We start from the raw sequence: 18,652 nt of genomic DNA, 5'->3' as shown, positions 1-18,652 counted from the left end.
CTCCAGAGTCTCAGCGATCGGACACAACCACAGTAATGTGGCTGGTACGCTTCAGGATGCGATCCGCACGACCTTTAGCACGCGGCATAATGCGCTTCATGCTTGGGCCTTCGTCAACGAAGATTTTCGCGACTTTCAGATCATCAATGTCAGCGCCATCGTTGTGTTCTGCGTTAGCAATAGCAGACTCCAGCACTTTTTTAACCAGACCAGCAGCTTTCTTGTTGGTGTAGGTCAGAACTTCCAGAGCTTGCGACACTTTCTTACCGCGAATCAGGTCTGCCACCAGGCGAACCTTTTGAGCAGAAGAACGAGCGTGGCGATGTTTAGCGATAGTTTCCATCTCTTCCTCCTACCTTAGCGCTTCTTGGCCTTTTTGTCGGCCGCATGGCCGCGATAAGTACGAGTCGGCGCGAATTCACCCAGCTTGTGACCGACCATTTCATCGGAAACAAACACCGGTACGTGCTGACGACCATTATGGACAGCGATGGTCAAACCGATCATGTTTGGAAAGATCGTTGAACGACGGGACCAAGTGCGCAAAGGCTTCTTGTCACCGCTTTCCACCGCTTTCTCTACCTTCTTCAGCAAGTGCAGGTCAATAAATGGACCTTTCTTGAGAGAACGTGGCATGGTTTATCCTCTAAGATTATTTAGTACGGCGACGTACGATAAATTTATCAGTACGCTTGTTGCTGCGGGTCTTCTTACCTTTGGTCTGAACGCCCCACGGACTAACCGGGTGCTTACCAAAGTTACGACCTTCACCACCACCGTGTGGGTGGTCGACTGGGTTCATTGCCGTACCGCGAACGGTAGGACGAACACCACGCCAGCGTGCAGCACCGGCTTTACCCAGAACGCGCAGCATGTGCTCAGCGTTGCCAACTTCGCCCAGCGTAGCGCGGCAGTCGGATTCGACTTTACGCATTTCGCCAGAACGCAGACGCAGGGTAACGTAAGAACCGTCACGAGCAACGATCTGAACGTAAGCACCAGCAGAACGAGCCAACTGGCCGCCTTTACCTGGTTTCATTTCTACGTTGTGAACCGTTGAACCGACAGGAATGTTACGCATCGGCAGGGTGTTACCCGCTTTAATCGCAGCATCAACGCCAGATTGGATCTGGTCGCCGGCTTTCAGGCCTTTCGGCGCCAGGATGTAACGGCGTTCGCCGTCTTTGTACAGAACCAGCGCGATATTCGCGGAACGGTTCGGATCATACTCCAGACGCTCAACAACCGCAGGAATACCATCTTTATTGCGTTTAAAGTCAATCAGACGATATTGCTGTTTATGACCACCACCAATGTGACGGGTAGTGATGCGGCCATTGTTGTTACGGCCACCGGATTTGCTGTTCTTTTCCAGCAACGGGGCATAAGGTTTGCCCTTGTGCAGCTCAGGGTTAACCACTTTAACAACGTGGCGACGACCCGGAGATGTCGGTTTACATTTAACAACTGCCATTGTCTTTCTCCTCCGACTTACTCAGCGCCGCCGATGAAGTCCAGATTCTGGCCTTCTTTCAGGGTGACGTAAGCTTTTTTCCAGTCGCTACGACGACCAATACGCTGTCCGTGACGCTTAACTTTACCCTTAACTACCAGGGTGTTTACGTCTTTAACTTCTACTTCGAACAGTTTCTCGACAGCAGCAACGATCTCTGCTTTAGTCGCGTCTTTAGCAACTTTGAGAACGATGGTGTTAGTTTTTTCCATCGCGGTAGATGCTTTTTCAGATACGTGCGGCGCGCGCAGTACTTTCAGCAGACGTTCTTCACGGATCATGCCAGCATCTCCTCAACTTGCTTGACTGCGTCAGCAGTCATAACGACTTTGTCGAAGGCGATCAGGCTAACTGGATCGATTGCAGCTGCATCACGCACGTCAACCTTGTACAGGTTACGCGCAGCCAGGAACAGATTTTCATCCAGTTCACCGGTAATGATCAGCACGTCTTCCAGTGCCATTTCTTTCAGTTTCTGAGCAAGCAACTTAGTTTTCGGTGCTTCTACAGAGAACTTCTCGACAACGATCAGACGATCTTGACGTACCAGTTCGGACAGAATGCTTTTCAGCGCGCCGCGGTACATCTTTTTGTTAACTTTCTGACTGTGGTCCTGAGGCTTAGCAGCGAAGGTCACACCACCGGAACGCCAGATCGGGCTCTTGATAGAACCAGAACGCGCACGGCCAGTACCTTTCTGACGCCAAGGTTTTTTACCGGAACCAGTTACTTCAGCACGGGTCTTCTGGGCGCGAGTACCTTGACGGGCACCTGCTGCATAAGCAACAACAACCTGGTGTACCAGCGCTTCGTTGAAATCACGACCGAAGGTAGTTTCGGAAACAGTCAGCGCGCTTTGCGCGTCTTTCAATACTAATTCCATTGCTATCTCCTCACGCCTTCACAGCTGGTTTAACGATCAGGTCGCTACCGGTAGCTCCCGGTACAGCACCTTTAACCAGCAGCAGGTTGCGCTCAGCGTCAACACGCACTACGTCCAGGCTCTGAACAGTTACACGTTCGTTACCCAGCTGGCCTGCCATTTTCTTGCCTTTGAACACTTTGCCCGGAGTCTGGTTCTGACCGATAGAACCCGGAACGCGGTGGGACAAGGAGTTACCGTGGGTAGCATCCTGGGTACGGAAGTTCCAGCGCTTAACTGTGCCAGCAAAACCTTTACCTTTAGATGTACCAGTAACGTCTACTTTTTTAACGTCCGCGAAAATTTCAACACTGATGCTCTGACCTACAGTGAACTCTTCGCCTTCAGACAGACGGAATTCACGCAGAGTACGGCCAGCTTCTACGCCAGCTTTAGCAAAGTGACCTGCTTCTGGCTTGGTAACACGGTTTGCTTTTTTAGCACCAGTAGTTACTTGCACAGCGCGGTAACCGTCGTTAGCCAGGTCTTTAACCTGAGTGACGCGGTTTGCTTCAATTTCGATAACGGTTACAGGGATAGATACGCCATCTTCAGTGAAGATACGGGTCATACCCACTTTTTTACCGACTAAACCAATCATTGTTTCAACCTCTCAATCGCTCAATGACCTGATTAACCCAGGCTGATCTGCACGTCTACACCAGCAGCCAGATCCAGACGCATCAGAGCATCAACGGTTTTCTCGGTTGGCTCAACGATGTCAACCAGACGCTTGTGAGTGCGAATCTCGTACTGATCGCGCGCATCTTTATTGACGTGCGGAGAAATCAGAACGGTAAAGCGCTCTTTGCGGGTCGGCAGCGGGATCGGACCACGTACTTGCGCACCAGTGCGCTTAGCAGTCTCGACGATTTCCGCAGTTGATTGATCAATCAAACGATGATCAAACGCTTTCAGGCGGATACGGATTCTTTGGTTCTGCATGAGACCAGAGCTCCAATTATTTATAAACGTAAATAATTACTCCTCACACCCATTTCGATTGATGGGGGAGTGTAATCGTTAGCACATAACCCCCATATCGGGAGTATTGTTTTGGTCAATAAATGAATATTAACCCCTGATTCTGATTGAATCAGGCTTACCTTGTTTTGGTAAGCTCGCGCATTATACGCAAATTGGCTGAGGAAGCAATAAGCAGGATGAAATGATTTTAAACGCGGCCGGGCGATGTGTCTGAGTCCGGCCGGAGTTAGGCTATAGTGCACATAACAGATTTATGATGCCATGTTACTCAGCTTTCAACTGAGCTTGAAGATAGTTTTGTATACCAAGGCGTGAAATCAAATCCAACTCAGTTTCTAACCAGTCGATGTGCCCTTCTTCATCAGCAAGAATTTCTATCATTAAATCCCTGCTGACGTAGTCATGCACCGAATCGGCATAGGCAATCGCCTCGCGCAGACTCTTTGCACCATCCAACTCAAGTTGAAGATCAGAACGTAAAATCTCTTCGACATCTTCACCAATATTTAACTTACCCAAATCCTGTAAATTCGGAATGCCTTCAAGAAACAGGATACGTTCAATGTAGCGATCAGCGTGCTTCATTTCGTCAATAGACTCATGATATTCGTGATCGTTAAGACGGGTTAAGCCCCAGTTTTTAAACATTCGGGCATGAAGAAAATATTGGTTAATGGCTACCAGCTCGTTGCCCAATAACTTATTCAGGTGTGTAATGACTTTTTTATCGCCTTTCATGACATGCTCCTCCGCTCCAGTTCTTAAAGTGTAGAACCGGTAAGCGGAGAGTCAAAAAAACGACCCTACATTTTATGCTACTTCATACATGTCAGGAATTTTAGCTTGCTCTTCCTCGAAAATGACGCGCGCCTGACGAATGCATTTACCACAGTCTGTCCCAATAGGAACGAGTTTGCGTAGTTGCTGCATAGATTGAGGCTGGTGCTGACGAACAGCATTACGGATAGTTTTGTCAGAAATTGCGTTGCACAAACAAACATACATACCAGAATGACTCATCGTTATCGCGAGTGTCTTTCACGCTACCTTTCGGAACACTGCAAGGGTATTTGAAACCGCTCCTAGCGATTTTTTAACCAATGGAGTCATTGTAAATAAGAATTGTTTTTATTTCAATTTACATCTTATCGTTCAGATGTAAAAAATCGCCGGATGCGATTTTCAATATTGATTACGACGATACGACGGGTGGCAGTTCTGAATCTCCGCCATAAAAAAAAGGCACCGAAGTGCCTTTTTCATGCATTAAGTTTATCAGCGATTAAGCGATAACTTTAGCAACAACGCCCGCGCCTACTGTACGGCCGCCTTCACGGATTGCGAAACGCAAGCCGTCATCCATCGCGATTGGGTGGATCAGGGTAACAACCATTTTGATGTTGTCGCCCGGCATTACCATCTCTACGCCTTCTGGCAGTTCGATGGTGCCCGTTACGTCAGTTGTACGGAAGTAGAACTGAGGACGGTAGCCTTTGAAGAACGGAGTATGACGGCCGCCTTCATCCTTGCTCAGGATATACACTTCTGATTCGAACTTGGTGTGTGGCTTGATTGAACCCGGCTTAGCCAGTACCTGACCACGTTCGATTTCTTCACGCTTGATACCACGCAGCAGAACACCAACGTTCTCACCCGCACGGCCTTCGTCCAGCAGTTTGCGGAACATTTCTACGCCAGTACAGGTAGATTTCGCGGTATCTTTGATACCAACGATTTCAACTTCTTCACCGACTTTAACGATACCGCGCTCTACACGACCGGTAACAACGGTACCACGGCCGGAGATGGAGAATACGTCTTCGATTGGCAGCAGGAACGGCTTGTCAATTGCACGCTCTGGCTCTGGGATATAAGAATCCAGATGCTCTGCCAGTTCGATGATTTTTGCTTCCCACTCAGCTTCGCCTTCCAGCGCTTTCAGCGCAGAACCACGAACAACTGGTGTGTCGTCGCCTGGGAAATCGTATTGAGACAGCAGCTCACGCACTTCCATCTCAACCAGTTCCAGCAGCTCTTCGTCATCAACCATGTCACATTTGTTCAGGAACACGATGATGAAAGGAACGCCAACCTGACGACCCAGCAGGATGTGCTCACGGGTCTGAGGCATTGGGCCGTCAGTCGCAGCAACAACCAGGATCGCGCCGTCCATCTGAGCAGCACCGGTGATCATGTTTTTCACATAGTCGGCGTGTCCTGGGCAGTCAACGTGCGCGTAGTGGCGAGACGGGGTATCGTATTCAACGTGAGACGTGTTGATGGTGATACCACGTGCTTTTTCTTCTGGTGCGTTATCGATCTGGTCGAATGCACGTGCGTTACCACCGTAGGTTTTAGCCAGAACGGTAGTGATTGCAGCAGTCAGAGTCGTTTTACCATGGTCAACGTGGCCGATAGTACCGACGTTAACGTGGGGTTTTGTACGTTCAAATTTTTCTTTAGACACGGCGATATTCCTTACTCAAATGCTCTCCCCCTATGGAGAGAGCACGGGATTTTGTTTTAACCCTGAGGCTTATTTACCACGGGCTTCAATTACGGCCTGAGCAACGTTGTTAGGCGCATCATCGTACTTCAGGAACTCCATGGAGTAAGAAGCACGGCCTTTGGTCAGAGAACGCAGTTGAGTTGCGTATCCGAACATTTCAGACAACGGAACTTCAGCGTGAATCACAACGCCAGTAACGTTGGATTCCTGACCGCGCAGCATACCACGACGACGGCTAAGGTCACCGATGACGTCACCAGTGTTCTCTTCCGGCGTTTCAACTTCAACCTTCATGATCGGCTCAAGCAGAACAGGTTTTGCTTTCTTAAAGCCATCTTTAAAGGCAATAGAAGCAGCCAGTTTAAACGCCAATTCAGAGGAGTCAACGTCATGGAAAGAACCGAAGTGCAGACGCACGCCGAGATCAACCACTGGGTAACCAGCCAGAGGACCCGCTTTCAGCTGTTCCTGAATGCCTTTATCAACGGCAGGGATGTATTCACCAGGAATTACACCACCTTTGATGTCGTTGATGAACTCGTAACCTTTCGGGTTTGAGCCAGGCTCCAGTGGGTACATGTCGATAACGACATGACCATACTGACCACGACCACCAGACTGTTTGGCGTGTTTACCTTCGATATCGGTAACTTTCGCACGAATCGCTTCACGATAAGCAACCTGTGGTTTACCCACGTTCGCTTCAACGTTGAATTCACGCTTCATACGGTCAACGATGATATCGAGGTGCAATTCACCCATACCAGCGATGATAGTCTGGTTAGATTCTTCGTCAGTCCATACACGGAAAGACGGGTCTTCTTTAGCCAGACGGCCCAATGCCAGACCCATTTTTTCCTGGTCAGCTTTGGTTTTTGGTTCTACCGCGATGGAAATTACCGGTTCAGGGAATTCCATACGCTCCAGAATGATGACGTTATCTGGATCACACAGTGTGTCACCCGTCGTTACATCTTTCAGACCGATAGCAGCAGCGATATCGCCTGCACGAACTTCTTTGATCTCTTCACGCTTGTTAGCGTGCATCTGAACGATACGACCAAAACGTTCACGTGCTGATTTAACTGGGTTCAGTACGGTATCACCGGAGTTAACAACACCAGAGTACACGCGGAAGAACGTCAGGTTACCCACAAACGGGTCGGTAGCGATTTTGAACGCCAGCGCAGCAAACGGCTCTTCATCACTTGCGTGACGCTCAGCCGGCGTGTCTTTACCGTCATCCAAAATACCGTTGATCGCAGGTACGTCAACTGGAGATGGCAGGTAATCAACTACCGCATCCAGCATCGCCTGAACACCTTTGTTCTTAAATGCAGAACCACAGGTTACCAAGATGATTTCGTTGTTCAGAACACGCTGACGCAGAGCTTTTTTGATCTCTTCTTCAGTCAGTTCTTCGCCACCCAGGTATTTTTCCATCAGCTCTTCAGAAGCTTCAGCTGCGGACTCGATCAGGTTCTGGTGCCATTCGTCAGCCAGATCCTGCATATCAGCCGGGATATCTTCGTATTCGAAGGTCACGCCCTGATCGGCATCGTTCCAGTTGATGGCTTTCATTTTCACCAGGTCAACAACACCGGTGAAACCTTCTTCAGCACCAATCGCCAACTGCAACGGAACAGGGTTCGCGCCCAGACGGGTTTTGATCTGACCAACAACTTTCAGGAAGTTAGCACCCATGCGGTCCATTTTGTTAACGAACGCAATGCGTGGAACTTTATATTTGTTTGCCTGACGCCATACGGTTTCAGACTGTGGCTGAACACCACCAACTGCGCAGTAAACCATTACCGCACCATCAAGTACACGCATGGAACGTTCTACTTCGATAGTGAAGTCAACGTGTCCTGGGGTGTCGATGATGTTTACGCGATGCGGTTCATACTGCTTAGCCATACCAGACCAGAATGCAGTAGTCGCTGCGGAAGTGATAGTAATACCACGTTCCTGCTCCTGCTCCATCCAGTCCATGGTAGCCGCGCCGTCATGAACTTCACCGATTTTATGGTTTACACCAGTGTAGAACAGAATACGTTCGGTAGTAGTGGTTTTACCGGCGTCGATGTGCGCACTGATACCGATGTTACGGTAGCGTGCGATGGGTGTTGTACGAGCCATTTGTATCCTCTATATACTAGGGCGTTCAATTTAGTTAACCCAAGCGGGTTGGCTATTTTTAGCGCCCGCTTGGTTAGCATGCCTACAGCGAAGGGATTACCAACGGTAGTGAGCGAACGCCTTGTTAGCTTCGGCCATACGGTGAACGTCTTCACGTTTCTTAACAGCAGTACCTTTGTTTTCTGCTGCATCAGAAAGTTCGTTCGCCAGGCGCAGAGCCATAGATTTATCACCGCGTTTACGAGCAGCTTCTACGATCCAACGCATTGCCAGAGCATTACGACGAACCGGACGGACTTCTACTGGTACCTGATAAGTAGAACCACCAACGCGGCGCGACTTAACTTCGACAGTCGGGCGAACGTTGTCCAGAGCTACTTCAAAAGCTTCCAGATGATCTTTACCAGAGCGCTGAGCCAGGGTCTCCAGCGCGGTATAGACGATTGCTTCAGCAGTAGATTTTTTACCATCTACCATCAGGATGTTTACAAATTTGGCCAACAGTTCTGATCCGAACTTAGGATCTGGCAGAATTTTACGTTGACCAATGACGCGACGACGTGGCATGGAAATACTCCGTTGTTAATTCAGGATTGTCCAAAACTCTACGAGTTTAGTTTGACATTTAAGTTAAAACGTTTGGCCTTACTTAACGGAGAACCATTAAGCCTTTGGCTTCTTCACGCCGTATTTGGAACGGGATTGCTTACGGTCTTTAACACCTGAGCAGTCCAGCGCGCCACGAACGGTGTGGTAACGCACACCTGGCAGGTCTTTAACACGACCGCCACGGATCAGGATCACGGAGTGCTCCTGCAGGTTATGACCTTCACCACCGATATAGGAGGTAACTTCAAAACCGTTAGTTAAACGAACACGGCATACTTTACGCAGTGCGGAGTTCGGTTTTTTAGGGGTGGTAGTATATACACGAGTACATACGCCACGTTTCTGCGGGCATGCTTCCAGCGCCGGAACGTTGCTTTTAGCAGCCTTCAGGGAGCGTGGTTTGCGTACCAGCTGGTTAATTGTTGCCATTAAAAAAGCTCCTGGGTTTTGCTTCGTAAACACGTAATAAATCGTCTCATGTTTGCGCAAGGCAAAGTATGAGGACGCAGAATTTTAGGGCTGGCAGTGGAAGGAGTCAAGAAATATACAAAAATTCGGCGTTACCACGCGAGTTGCTGCGGGTGCTCCACTGTCAGTTGAACAAATTCATTATAGTCAATGAGCACTACACTGTTTGAAATTTGTTCAGTCATTCCTCTCGCTACGACATCAGGCCGAAGCGCGTAGAGCGGAACCGCGGAATCAAGAAGACGATGGATAATGTTTCCACCAGCCAGAGCCGCGATAACACCATCCTGCAATAAGACTAAAGCGTCACCTTTATCCAGCCCACGCAACAGCGTATCCAGGTCAGCATGATAAGGGGAACATGAGAGTGTATGCAGCATAAAGAGAAGATCCGTCGCTAGAATGAAAGGATGGAGTGATAGCTGGCCAGTTTGCTGCGCCAGGCTTCCGGCGCTAACAGCTCCACATCCAAAACCCAGTCGGTATCGATATTCAACCCACGCTGGCGCACGGACGCTTCGCACAGATAGCAACTGTCGATATCGTACAGCGGCAGCACGCCAAACGTTGCGATGTAATTACGCATCAAAATCTGGTCCGGCTGTTGCTGCGGCAGCAGTTGAAGTACACCATCGCCAACAAAAAACACGCCAATCTCTTCTGTCAGTGCTGACACCGCTAATAGCGCATCCAACCCCTCTCGCCCGGAAGCGCTCCCGTGTGGAGCATGGGTAAAAACAAATGCGACTCGCTTCATAACGCTACCTTAAAACTGAATAACCCGATCGCAGGTCAACACCGATTGCGCCAACTCACCCAGCCCACTCAGAACAAATCCGGGTTGCAGATTCGCACCTGCAAGATTGAGCTGAGCAGCTTGCTGAGCATCGGTCACGCCTCGGCGCAGCGCCGCAGCAACGCAGACATTCAGCGCCACCTGATGCGTTTCGCCCAACTGCAGCCAGGCGCGTACAAGATCAAATTCATCATTAGCGGGTGATGTCAGTTGGTTGGCATTCAACACACCTTCCCGATAGAAGAACACACTTTTCAACCTGTGCCCCTCCGCCAACAGCGCCTGCGCAAACTGCAACGCGCTGCTCGCCTGCTGTGTACCATAGGCAGGGCCGGTCACCAGCAAACAGTAATTCAGCATTAACGTTCGTGTCCGCTGAAGTCGCCACTTTTGAATTGACGGATATAAAGGTAGACCGTGTGTTTGGAAATATTGAGGCGTTCTGCGACCTGGTTGATGGCGTCTTTAATATCAAAGATACCTTTCTCATACAGGCTCAGTACAATCTGGCGATTCTTCGCATTATTAGAGACGTTGCGATCCGCATTAACTTCTTCGATCGAAAATTCCAGCGTTTGTGCCACGAGGTCGTCAACCGATGACGCAAAGTTAACTGAAGATGCAGCATCATGCGTTTCAGGGGGGATAAAGGTCTGCACGATCTGGGAGAAAGGGACATCCAGATTCATGTTGATGCACAGCAGCCCAATCACACGCTGATCGCGATTACGGATTGCAATCGTGACTGACTTCATCAACACACCGCTTTTGGCGCGGGTAAAGTAGGCCTTCGATACGCTGCTATCTTCACCTGCCATGTCATGCAGCATACGCAATGCAAGATCCGTAATCGGCGAGCCAATCTTCCTGCCGGTATGTTCTCCATTCGCAATACGCACGGCGGAACATTTAAGATCCTCAAGCGAGTGCAATACAATCTCACAGTGCTCGCCAATCAACATGGCCAAGCCATCAACCACCGCTTCATACGATTTCAGGATCTCATAGTCCGTCTGGCTGAAAGGACGTTCATCCAGCAAATCAAGCTCATAAGATTCGCCAGATACAAGCGAATTAGACATGGCAGACACCACCCTCAGCATCATTATCCCCTAAATAATTCGAGCTGCGTGACAAAACGTGAGCGTTTTGAACAACGTTCTGCGTTGACCCTTTAGGGCAAGGCCCATTTATGGCCTTGTAACGCAGCAACCGCGCAAATCCCCAGAAGCTTACTCAGGTAAGTGACTGGGGCGAGTCAGGGCGGCCAACGCACAAGCAGCTTGAAGTATGACGGGTATCTTTATTTTGTATTGACAAGGGACACAGTCTAGCAAATGTCCACTCTCGCGTCCCCGAATTTAACGGGCTACCTCTTAAGGTTGTATTAATTTAATCTCGCTAGAGTCTGCGTCTTCTTTCCTCTCAATCATGGAAATCACGAGAGACGTGTATGAAAAAACTAATACCGATGGGCAGACCACACCTAAGCAGCATCACGTTCGTGCTGATCTTTTCTGCCTTCATTACTCTGGTCCAGAACATCGCCTACTACCGTCAGACGCTGCAACTGCTGGACATGACAGACTGGATCAATATCCCTTTCTTTCTCAGCATGCCCGTTGTGATTTTCGCGGTGCTGAATATTATTTTCACCCTTCTGGCGGCCCCTTACCTGCGTAAAGCCGTCATTGTTTTCTTCCTGCTGAGCGGCGCCGCCGCGCAGTACTTCATGCTGAACTACGGCATTATCATTGACCGCACCATGATCCAGAATATTCTGGAGACAACGGCCAGCGAATCTTTTTCACTGCTTACGCCACAGCTTGTCGCCTGGGTATTCTTTATTGGTGTCATTCCCGCCGCACTCGCCGTCTGGATAAAAATAAAACCCGCCAAGCCGACAACGCTCTATATTGGCATGCGCTTTCTTAGCGTCATTATTTCGTTATTCGCCATTTTATCAGTCGCAGCGTTCTTTTATAAAGATTACGCCTCGTTCATGCGTAATAACAAAGAGTTGGTAAAAACAATTACACCCAGCAATATTGTAGCGGCCAGCTTGTCCTACCATAAACACAGCGCACTAGCTAATTTACCCTTGGAGCAAATCGGCTTGGACGCTCACAAAGTGTCGCCAGCGTCCCCGACGGCAAAAAAGAACCTGGTTATTCTGGTCGTGGGAGAGACATCCCGGGCGCAAAACTTTTCGCTGGGCGGCTACGGGAAAGAAACGAACCCGCTGCTGGCAAAAGACAATGTGGTTTATTTTGAAAACACCTCCTCGTGCGGTACCTCAACAGGCGTCTCGGTCCCCTGCATGTTCTCCAACATGCCGCGCCAAAGCTTTAACGGAGACTTAGCCAGCCATCAGGAAGGGCTACTGGATATATTACAGCGGGCAAAAGTTAACGTGCTCTGGCAGGAAAATGACGGCGGCTGCAAAGATGCCTGTACGCGTGTGCCAACAGTTGATGTGACGTCGCTGAAGCTGCCGGGATTATGCACCAGCGGCGAATGCTACGATGAAGCGTTATTCCACGGCGTCGAAGACTATATCAATAAGCTCGATAACGACGGAATTATCGTATTACATACGATAGGCAGCCACGGCCCGAGCTATTACCAGCGCTACCCTGACGCCTTTAAGAAATTTACCCCAACGTGTGATACCAACCAGATTCAAACCTGTACGCAGGAAGCGCTGACCAACACGTATGACAATACGATCCTGTATGTCGATTTTGTTCTGGATAAAGCGATCAATTTACTGAAACAGCATCAGGATAAATTTAATACCTCACTGGTTTACCTGTCCGACCACGGCGAATCGTTAGGAGAGAATGGTATCTACCTGCACAGCATGCCCTACTCTATTGCGCCGCAGCAGCAAACGCACGTGCCAATGCTGATGTGGTTATCGCCGGGTTATCAGCAGCAGCAGGCCATTCAGGACACCTGTCTACGCCAGAACGCAAAACAGCAGGCGTATTCGCAAGATAATCTTTTCCATACCATACTGGGGATGTTTACTATCGCTACGAAAGAATATCAGCCTCAGCTCGATATCCTTCAACCATGCAGGGAGGACAAGGCAACATGAAATTATTGATTGTTGAAGACGATAAGCTGTTGCAGGAAGGATTATTACTGGCATTGAGTCACGAAGGTTATGCCTGCGATTGCGCAGGCACAGCCAAAGAAGCAGATGCGCTCATCAGCAGCGCGCACTACAGTCTTGTTATTCTCGATTTGGGTTTACCTGACGAAGATGGCCTTACTTTGCTCGCTCGCTGGCGTAAAAATGATTACCAACATCCCGTTCTCATCTTAACGGCACGGGATAACGTTAACGATCGCGTTAATGGACTGGATGTGGGCGCAGACGATTATCTTGCTAAACCGTTCGCATTGACAGAGTTACAGGCGCGTGTACGCGCGCTGATTCGACGCAATCAAGGCTCAAGCAACAGCTTGATACAGGTTGACAACATCGCGCTAGATTTAAACAGTCAGCAGGTTTTAGTCGATGGCAAGCCTGTGGTGCTGACACCAAAAGAATTCGCGATACTGTCTCGTTTGGTACTAAAAGCGGGCTCTCAAGTGCATCGAGAAGTTCTGCATCAGGATATTTACTCCTGGAGCGATGACCCGTCTTCTAACTCTCTGGAAGTGCATATCCATAATCTGCGGCAAAAAATAGGGAAAGACCGTATCCGAACCCTGCGAGGCTTTGGCTATCTGCTGACTAAAGGTGAACAACCATGAAAGGCGATGCCGTCATCAGCATGCGTCTGCGTTTAGTGCTGGCACTGGGTGGTATTTTACTGGTTTGCCAAATGATTAGCGTATTTTGGCTCTGGCACGAAAGCGAAGAACAGATCAGCCTGTTAGTCGATAAATCGCTCAGCGCCAGCGCCCAGAACCTACAGATCGATCAAGAGATTAATGAGGCAATTGCCTCGTTGAGCGTTCCAAGTCTGGTGATGGTTATACTGACATTGCTCATGTGTGTTCAGGCGGTCAATTGGATCACTCGTCCACTTTCCCGTTTGCAGAAAGAATTACAGGAGCGCACCGCCGAAAATCTGGAACCCTTACCACAACAGAGTGACATAAAAGAGATCGCTGCCGTCACACACAGTATCAACCAGCTTTTTCAACGTCTGGACGAAACGTTGAAACGCGACAGGCAGTTTACTGCGGATGTCGCACATGAATTGCGTACCCCGTTATCCGGTATTCGGTTACATCTCGAATTATACCAACAGCAGCATCAGATTGACTCCAGTGCCCTTATCAAACGCATTGATAAAATGGTGAAAACTGTCGAGCAGTTGTTGTTACTCGCCCGTGCAGGACAAGATTTTTCAGCAGGCCATCACCAGAATGTTGCGTTACTGAGAGACGTCATTTTTCCCATGCAGGATGAACTGACTGAGATGCTGCAAAAACGCCAGCAGACATTGAGGTTGACCTTACCCCAAGACGATCCCGTCATTCGCGGTGATGCCACCCTCCTTCAGCTACTGTTACGCAATCTGGTAGAAAACGCCTACCGCTATAGCCCGGAAGCCAGCCAGATCACCGTGATTCTGGGGACATCGCAACATATTGAACTACAGGTCGAAGATGAAGGGCCGGGTATCGACGAAAGCAAGGTCGGTGAATTAAGTAAGGCGTTTGTACGCATGGACAGCCGCTATGGCGGTATCGGCCTCGGGCTGAGTATCGTGACGCGCATTGCTCAGTTGCACGATGGGCAGTTTTTCCTTAGTAATCGACCGCAAGGTTCCGGCGCCCTCGCCCGCGTGGTGCTGGCCGCACCTGACGAAGACCCCGATGCCGCCTGAAGCATAAAAGCAGCGGGTCCACATCATCAATCGTGAGACAGCACATCCCTGTGCACAAACCTCACCTGTTTTATTGGTACACCGGATAGCGTCGGCACAGCGCCACTACCTGCTGGCGCACACGCTCACGTACCACCGTTAATGCGTCATTCCCTTCGCCAAGCCCATCCAGTACGTCACATAGCCATCCCGCCAGTTGCTCGCACTCTGCCACACCAAAACCGCGCGTCGTTACGGCTGGCGTTCCAATACGCAGACCTGAGGTCACAAAGGGGGAACGCGGGTCGTTAGGCACCGAATTCTTGTTCGTCGTGATGTAAGCCTCGCTCAATGCAGCATCGGCATCCCTACCGGTATACGGTCTGGCAGACAAGTCGATCAGTATCAAATGGTTGTCGGTACCATCAGAGACAATCTTGTAGCCACGCAGTTGGAGGACGCGTGCCATGGCACGAGCGTTGGCCACCACCTGACGTTGATAAACCGTGAATTCAGGGCGCAGCGCCTCCTTAAATGCCACCGCTTTGGCGGCGATAACGTGCATCAACGGGCCGCCCTGAATACCGGGAAACACGGCGGAGTTAAGCTTTTTGTAGAATTCCTCACTCTGTCCTTTAGCTAAAATAATCCCACCGCGCGGGCCGCGCAGCGTCTTATGCGTTGTACTGGTCACAACATGCGCATGAGGGAGCGGATTAGGGTATTCACCCGCCGCCACCAACCCCGCGACATGAGCCATGTCCACCCAGAAGATAGCCCCCACCTTGTCAGCAATCGCGCGCATACGTGCCCAATCTTTGTGGCGGGAATAGGCGGAGAACCCGCCAATTAACATCTTTGGTCGGGTTTCCAACGCAATACGCTCCATTTCATCGTAGTCGATCAGCCCCGTGTCGGGGTTCAATCCATAAGGGACGATTTTGTAGTGGCGACCAGAAAAGTTGGAGGGATTACCGTGGGTCAGATGCCCGCCCTGAGCGAGATTCATGCCCATCACCGTATCACCTGGGTTAGTCAATGCCAGAAACACGGCCGCATTAGCCTGCGCGCCAGCGTGGGGCTGGACGTTAGCATAATCGCAGTCAAACAGCGCCTTGGCCCGTTCGATCGCCAGACGTTCAGCCACGTCGACATATTCACAGCCGCTGTAGTAGCGCTTGTCAGGGTAGCCTTCCGCATATTTGTTGGTGAACACGGAGTTCTGGATCGCCATCACCAGCGGACTGGCATAGTTCTCTGAGGCGATCAGTTCAATGTGAGTTTCCTGCCGGTGTTCTTCATGCCGGATGGCATCGGCCAGTTCCGGGTCGAAGTCGGTAAGGGTAAGAGAAGCGTCATACATGGGCATTGTCCTATACGTTCGTCATGGGTTTTTTAATCGTGTGATTTTGTGCGAGGGTCGTCAGGCCAGTAGTAGCTATCCGGTAGCGGACGGGCGCCAAAGATTGCCTGACCGACACGCACCACGGTCGCGCCCTCCTCAATGGCTATTTCAAAATCGCCGGACATACCCATGGATAACTCATCCAGATCGATGCCAGCCGGGAGATTTTGCTGCAATCGCTCGCGCAGTTGACGCAGCCGTACAAAACACTGGCGCACGCGTTCGGCCTCGCTGGAGAACAGCGCCAGCGTCATCAATCCACGCACACGTAGCGCAGAGAATGCGGGAAGCGCCTGAATAAAAGTCGGAACATCCTCAGGAGACAAACCGTATTTGCTGACTTCACCGGAGGTATTCACCTGAACGAATACATCCAGCGAACGTCCTTCAACCTGCAAACGACGATCCAGCGCTTCAGCCAGTCGCAGGCTGTCCAGCGCCTGAAATTCGGTAGCGAAGCGCGCCACCAGTTTCGCCTTGTTGGTTTGCAGGTGCCCAATGACCGACCACTGTAAATCGGCTAAGTCCTGCATCGATTCCCATTTACGGTACGCCTCTTGCACTTTGTTCTCGCCCAATACCCGACAACCCGCCATATGGGCCATACGCAGGCGGCTTTCGGGCTTGGTCTTACTGACTGGCAACAATCGCACCGTGGCTGGATCGCGGCCGACGCGTTGGCAGGCCGCTTCGATGCGAACCTGAACCGCTGCCAGATTGAACTGGAAATCTTCAACCGTGGCGGCTTCGGGATAGCGACCGTGCCTGTCGTGGCGAGTGGGTGTATCGGAAGAGAGCGGCATCAGCTTAACCCCTGACGAAGTGAATGAATGGATTGTGAAACGTATTTATAGATTTAAAATAGCCGGATGTTCCCCACCATTTTTATGACAAGAGGCAGACCAATTGTTCAAACACGCTCAGCTTGAATCGGTCAAGGCCTGGATTGGCGATCCTGCGCAAGGTGCCCTCCCCCTGCACGCCCGCATCCAGCGGGCGATTCGCCAGTTAATCCTCGATGGCATTCTTGACGTGGGCAAATCCTTACCCGCCTCACGCGCGCTGGCTACATCACTGGGGGTCTCGCGCGATACGGTCGAATCGGCTTACAGCCAGTTGCATGCGGAAGGATTTATCGAACGTCGCATCGGCAGCGGCAGTTTTGTGTCAGAACGGGCAAAACGTCTGCCAGGACGTGGCAAAGCCCGGAAAACGGGAGATAGCAAAGCAGAATTGCGCCTCAGCCAACGCGGTAGCGCCATGTTTCAGAATGGTGGGGTGCGCGATTTCATCATCCCGCGTGCATTCGCGCCCGGCGTGCCGGAAACACGCAGTTTTCCCCTCCAGACGTGGGAGCGGCTAGAGCGGCAGGTACTAAAAGAATATGGCACAAGGGCGCTGCTGCACAGCCCGCCACAGGGCATGGAAGCGCTGAGGCGCGCCATCGCAGATTATGTCAATCTCGAACGGGGCGCTCGCGCCACGCCCGATCGCGTGTTAGTGCTGACCAGTTCCCAACAAGCGCTAACCCTGTGTGCGAATGTCCTGCTGGATGCCGGCGATCGGCTCTTCCTTGAAGATCCCGTGTACCATGGCGCACGCAAGGCATTTGAAGCGGCCGGGCTCGCGTGCGTGCCGATCCCATTAGACGCCGATGGTTTGCAGGTCGAACATCTGCTTGAAGTCAGCAACGCACACAATGCGCCCGCGAAAGCCGTGTTCCTGACGCCGTCACACCAATTTCCCACAGGTGCAACGCTGGCGCTGGATCGGCGTCTGGCCGTGATCGAATGGGCCCGGCAGCACCAGAGCTGGATTATTGAAGACGATTACGACAGCGAATTCCACTATGCGGGCAAACCTACCGCCTGCGTACAGGGGCTCGACCCGCACGATCGAACTATCTATATCGGCACTTTCACTAAATCGCTGTTTCCCGGCCTGCGCATCGGCTATATGGTTCTGCCGCCGCAATTGGTTGCCCCGATGACCGTGGCTCGCACCCTGATGGATGGGCACAGTGCTCCCATCCCACAGCTCACGCTGGCACGTTTTATCGAAGGAGGACACTTCGGCGCCTATGTACGCACGATGCGCACCGTTTATGCGGAACGTCGCGATGTTCTGGCACGGCTGGTGCGTCAGCATCTGGCTGACTTCGTGGAGCCACAGGTGCCAGCCGGAGGCATGCAGATGCCCTGCCTCTTCATCCGAGACATCCCTGAACACGATGCGGTGGAGTCCGCATGCCGAGCCGGTATCGACCTGCTCGGGCTGACAGCACTGTATGCATCATCGGGTCAGCATCAAGCCGGTTTCCTCATGGGGTTTGCGGCCCACGCGCCGCATGAACTGGACATTGCCGTGAAAACATTAGCGAAGGTACTGCGTGCACTGTGCCGAGGATAAGCGTCATTAAAAGCCGTTTGCGGGAAGAAGGATGAGATCGCAGACAATCGTTTTAAAGCA

General features: G+C 50.9%; 23 protein-coding genes. 4 read left to right on the top strand and 19 right to left on the bottom strand.

Annotated elements, in window-relative coordinates; all coding sequences use genetic code 11:
• Positions 1-10: 10 nt before the first annotated feature.
• The 17 genes from rplV to WCT94_RS19790 form a co-directional block, all read right to left on the bottom strand.
• Entirely contained in the window at positions 11-343 is a 333-nt protein-coding gene (gene rplV / locus WCT94_RS19870; RefSeq protein WP_180743836.1) for a 50S ribosomal protein L22, read from the bottom strand.
• Positions 344-357: 14 nt separating this feature from the next.
• Positions 358-636: a 30S ribosomal protein S19 gene (gene rpsS, locus WCT94_RS19865; protein WP_004929772.1), complete on the bottom strand. Its 279-nt coding sequence runs from the start codon at positions 634-636 to the stop codon at positions 358-360.
• Positions 637-652: 16 nt separating this feature from the next.
• Entirely contained in the window at positions 653-1,474 is an 822-nt protein-coding gene (gene rplB / locus WCT94_RS19860; protein ID WP_010286179.1) for a 50S ribosomal protein L2, read from the bottom strand.
• A gap of 17 nt (positions 1,475-1,491) precedes the next feature.
• Positions 1,492-1,794: a 50S ribosomal protein L23 gene (gene rplW, locus WCT94_RS19855; RefSeq protein WP_005970277.1), complete on the bottom strand. Its 303-nt coding sequence runs from the start codon at positions 1,792-1,794 to the stop codon at positions 1,492-1,494.
• Positions 1,791-2,396, bottom strand: coding sequence for a 50S ribosomal protein L4 (gene rplD / locus WCT94_RS19850; protein ID WP_015841926.1), 606 nt, complete (start codon positions 2,394-2,396; stop codon positions 1,791-1,793). The genes rplW and rplD overlap by 4 nt, the downstream gene beginning before the upstream one ends.
• 10 nt (positions 2,397-2,406) lie before the next feature.
• Complete coding sequence (rplC, locus tag WCT94_RS19845) at positions 2,407-3,036, bottom strand: 50S ribosomal protein L3 (protein ID WP_010304941.1); 630 nt, start codon at positions 3,034-3,036, stop codon at positions 2,407-2,409.
• A gap of 32 nt (positions 3,037-3,068) precedes the next feature.
• Positions 3,069-3,380, bottom strand: coding sequence for a 30S ribosomal protein S10 (gene rpsJ / locus WCT94_RS19840; protein WP_001181005.1), 312 nt, complete (start codon positions 3,378-3,380; stop codon positions 3,069-3,071).
• Positions 3,381-3,686: 306 nt separating this feature from the next.
• Positions 3,687-4,160, bottom strand: coding sequence for a bacterioferritin (bfr, locus tag WCT94_RS19835; RefSeq protein WP_010304949.1), 474 nt, complete (start codon positions 4,158-4,160; stop codon positions 3,687-3,689).
• A gap of 72 nt (positions 4,161-4,232) precedes the next feature.
• A complete protein-coding gene (bfd, locus tag WCT94_RS19830) occupies positions 4,233-4,427 on the bottom strand; it encodes a bacterioferritin-associated ferredoxin (protein ID WP_039349749.1) in 195 nt (64 codons plus the stop codon).
• Between the two features lie 277 nt (positions 4,428-4,704).
• Entirely contained in the window at positions 4,705-5,889 is a 1,185-nt protein-coding gene (gene tuf, locus WCT94_RS19825) for an elongation factor Tu (protein WP_012772931.1), read from the bottom strand.
• Between the two features lie 69 nt (positions 5,890-5,958).
• A complete protein-coding gene (gene fusA / locus WCT94_RS19820; protein ID WP_039352652.1) occupies positions 5,959-8,073 on the bottom strand; it encodes an elongation factor G in 2,115 nt (704 codons plus the stop codon).
• A 96-nt stretch (positions 8,074-8,169) separates the two neighbouring features.
• Complete coding sequence (rpsG, locus tag WCT94_RS19815; RefSeq protein ID WP_009111198.1) at positions 8,170-8,640, bottom strand: 30S ribosomal protein S7; 471 nt, start codon at positions 8,638-8,640, stop codon at positions 8,170-8,172.
• Between the two features lie 96 nt (positions 8,641-8,736).
• A complete protein-coding gene (gene rpsL, locus WCT94_RS19810) occupies positions 8,737-9,111 on the bottom strand; it encodes a 30S ribosomal protein S12 (RefSeq protein WP_005969567.1) in 375 nt (124 codons plus the stop codon).
• Positions 9,112-9,242: 131 nt separating this feature from the next.
• On the bottom strand, positions 9,243-9,530 hold the full coding sequence (tusB, locus tag WCT94_RS19805) for a sulfurtransferase complex subunit TusB (protein ID WP_320702067.1): 288 nt from the start codon (positions 9,528-9,530) through the stop codon (positions 9,243-9,245).
• A 17-nt stretch (positions 9,531-9,547) separates the two neighbouring features.
• Positions 9,548-9,907: a sulfurtransferase complex subunit TusC gene (gene tusC, locus WCT94_RS19800; protein WP_336871395.1), complete on the bottom strand. Its 360-nt coding sequence runs from the start codon at positions 9,905-9,907 to the stop codon at positions 9,548-9,550.
• Positions 9,908-9,916: 9 nt separating this feature from the next.
• Positions 9,917-10,306, bottom strand: a complete 390-nt coding sequence (gene tusD / locus WCT94_RS19795) for a sulfurtransferase complex subunit TusD (RefSeq protein ID WP_336871394.1) — start codon at positions 10,304-10,306, stop codon at positions 9,917-9,919.
• Positions 10,306-11,028: a helix-turn-helix transcriptional regulator gene (locus tag WCT94_RS19790; RefSeq protein WP_010296984.1), complete on the bottom strand. Its 723-nt coding sequence runs from the start codon at positions 11,026-11,028 to the stop codon at positions 10,306-10,308. The genes tusD and WCT94_RS19790 overlap by 1 nt, the downstream gene beginning before the upstream one ends.
• Before the next feature lie 371 nt (positions 11,029-11,399).
• On the opposite strand from WCT94_RS19790, the gene eptA reads away from it, so the two are divergent.
• From eptA to pmrB, 3 genes are read left to right on the top strand one after another with little or no spacing between them, the layout of a single operon-like run.
• Complete coding sequence (gene eptA, locus WCT94_RS19785) at positions 11,400-13,049, top strand: phosphoethanolamine transferase EptA (RefSeq protein WP_336871392.1); 1,650 nt, start codon at positions 11,400-11,402, stop codon at positions 13,047-13,049.
• Positions 13,046-13,714, top strand: a complete 669-nt coding sequence (pmrA, locus tag WCT94_RS19780) for a two-component system response regulator PmrA (RefSeq protein WP_336871390.1) — start codon at positions 13,046-13,048, stop codon at positions 13,712-13,714. The genes eptA and pmrA overlap by 4 nt, the downstream gene beginning before the upstream one ends.
• Positions 13,711-14,799 (top strand): two-component system sensor histidine kinase PmrB, encoded by a 1,089-nt coding sequence (gene pmrB, locus WCT94_RS19775; RefSeq protein WP_336871389.1) that lies wholly within the window; start codon positions 13,711-13,713, stop codon positions 14,797-14,799. Before pmrA ends, pmrB begins: the two co-directional genes overlap by 4 nt.
• A 70-nt stretch (positions 14,800-14,869) precedes the next feature.
• Here the strand turns inward: pmrB and glyA are convergent, their stop codons facing one another.
• Both glyA and WCT94_RS19765 read right to left on the bottom strand, forming a co-directional pair.
• Positions 14,870-16,141 carry a serine hydroxymethyltransferase gene (glyA, locus tag WCT94_RS19770; RefSeq protein ID WP_336871388.1) on the bottom strand — a complete coding sequence of 424 codons (1,272 nt, stop codon included), beginning with the start codon at positions 16,139-16,141 and terminating at the stop codon, positions 14,870-14,872.
• 32 nt (positions 16,142-16,173) lie between these two features.
• Positions 16,174-16,986, bottom strand: coding sequence for a YggS family pyridoxal phosphate-dependent enzyme (locus tag WCT94_RS19765; protein ID WP_336871386.1), 813 nt, complete (start codon positions 16,984-16,986; stop codon positions 16,174-16,176).
• Positions 16,987-17,089: 103 nt separating this feature from the next.
• Here WCT94_RS19765 and pdxR point away from each other — a divergent pair, with 103 nt between their 5' ends.
• On the top strand, positions 17,090-18,592 hold the full coding sequence (gene pdxR, locus WCT94_RS19760; protein WP_336871385.1) for a MocR-like pyridoxine biosynthesis transcription factor PdxR: 1,503 nt from the start codon (positions 17,090-17,092) through the stop codon (positions 18,590-18,592).
• The last annotated feature ends 60 nt before the right edge of the window (positions 18,593-18,652 follow it).

The organism is Pectobacterium sp. 1950-15, assembly GCF_037136835.1.
Lineage (GTDB): Bacteria > Pseudomonadota > Gammaproteobacteria > Enterobacterales > Enterobacteriaceae > Pectobacterium.
The sequence above is the reverse complement of the archived record's forward strand: the minus strand, read 5'-3'. Positions and strand labels throughout refer to the sequence as shown.